Source organism: Candidatus Frankia nodulisporulans, from assembly GCF_902806475.1.
GTDB classification, from domain to species: domain Bacteria; phylum Actinomycetota; class Actinomycetes; order Frankiales; family Frankiaceae; genus Frankia; species Frankia umida.
The window spans coordinates 1-1597 of the sequence record NZ_CADCWS010000455.1; the positions used below are offsets into that span (position 1 = coordinate 1).

Annotated in this window: 1 protein-coding gene; it reads right to left on the minus strand. The window is 66.2% G+C overall.

Annotation, left to right across the window (positions count from 1 at the left end; genetic code table 11):
* Positions 1-240 precede the first annotated feature (240 nt).
* Positions 241-1182, minus strand: a complete 942-nt coding sequence (locus G6R24_RS20750) for a hypothetical protein (RefSeq protein WP_163550808.1) — start codon at positions 1180-1182, stop codon at positions 241-243.
* Between the last annotated feature and the right edge of the window lie 415 nt (positions 1183-1597).

The following is a 1597-nucleotide window of genomic DNA, read 5'->3' on the forward strand; positions in this document are numbered from 1 at the left end:
GCAGCGGCCATCCTAGGGCCCATAGCGTGAGGCCACACGTCCGCAGACACCTCGACAGGCGCATCTCAGCCGATCTTGGCGTATCGCGATCACCAGACCTTGATCACACCACCCCCGGCGTCAGCAAGATCCTCCTCACCAGACCCATCACGATCGGCCGCCTACGACCCTTTCAGGGCCTCGCCTACGCACCCTCAACGCCACGTAGACGGACGATGTGATGGGCAGAGCAACGACCCCCTACGCGGCGCCTGCCTCGATCGCCTCGGACCGGCACAGCGGGCACACACCCCCGATGTACTCACGCTTGTAATGCTCCGGTCGGGGGCATTGCTGCGGCTTGGCGTCGGCCGACCTCGTGGCGCTGGTCCTCGACGGGGTGGCGGCTGAGAGGTGACGCCAACGCGGCAAGAACGCGCTGACGTATTCGGCAGTGGTCCGGCCCGGGGTGGTGCGGGCGTTGGTGTCCTGCTGCACGGCTGCGATCACCAACGTGTCGACCTCGTGGCGCATCATGAGCGACTCGATCTCCGCGAGCTTGGACGGTGACGACGGCCACGATGCTCGGATGCCTTCCTCGATCAACGCGGCAGCCAGACCACGAAGTGCCGGACGACCCTCCAAAGGATCACTGTTCGCGCGCGCGCGCGCGTCTTCTTCATCATCTTCTCTTCTAGTACTTGTACTAGAAGAGAGCGCCGGATTTACCGGCGCCGGATCGCCCGGCGCCGGATTTTCAGTCCCCGGGCTGACCTGCGGTTTTGCGTCCCGGGCCGGATTTACCGGCGCCGGATCGCCCGGCGCCGGATTTTCAGTCCCCGGGCTGACCTGCGGTTTCGTGATGCTGGTCGGCTGGGCGTTACGGGCGCGGCGGTAGACACGTGTCCGGGTCACCCACTGGCCGCGGTCGTCCCGGTCGGTGCTGGAGACGAGATAGCCGGCCTGTTCCAGCTCGCGCCGTGCGGCGCGTAGTGCGTCCCTGCCCTCGGCGACCTTCCCGCCGACGGCGCGCATCTCGCGAGCGAGGGTCACCATCGACACCCCGGCACCGGGAAGGACGCATAGCAACATCGCGAGTAGGCCACGGGCTCGGACGCTGAGGCGGTGGTCCCACAGAGTCGTGTGTGGGATGTGGGCCTGGTCATCTTCGTCATCTTCAGCCCTATAAATCATGTCGCTCATGCCGCCTCCTGGGGCGATCATGGCGGGCACGGTGGCCAAGGACCCACAGGTCCCGTAGCCTCGTACTCGCCTAGCAAGGTGATGTTCATCGGCCCGGGGAGATCGCTACATTTCTCCGGGCCAACATCATTTCTGGCCCTCTCGGACCTGGTTACGACGGAGCTTGCCCCTGTTCGCGGCCCAGGTCGGTGTTGCCGGTATGGCTCGGTGTGTCGCCCCTACGCAAGAGCGATCTCAACCGTGCGGGTCCGCCGACTCGGCGCGATGTCGACGCCGTACTCGATGGCGTCGCCGGCATGGTCGGTGAACAGGCTTCGGGTCTCCAGCACGGCGGCCGGCGCCGGGAGATCGAGGATCGATCAGCAGGTTGATCTCGGCGGGGGTGACGGCTACCCGGCAGATGCCGTCCCAGAGG

Bases quoted from the DNA above. Each gene is read 5' to 3' on its own strand.
- G6R24_RS20750 (WP_163550808.1), bottom strand. From the start codon at position 1,182: ATGAGCGACATGATTTATAGGGCTGAAGATGACGAAGATGACCAGGCC.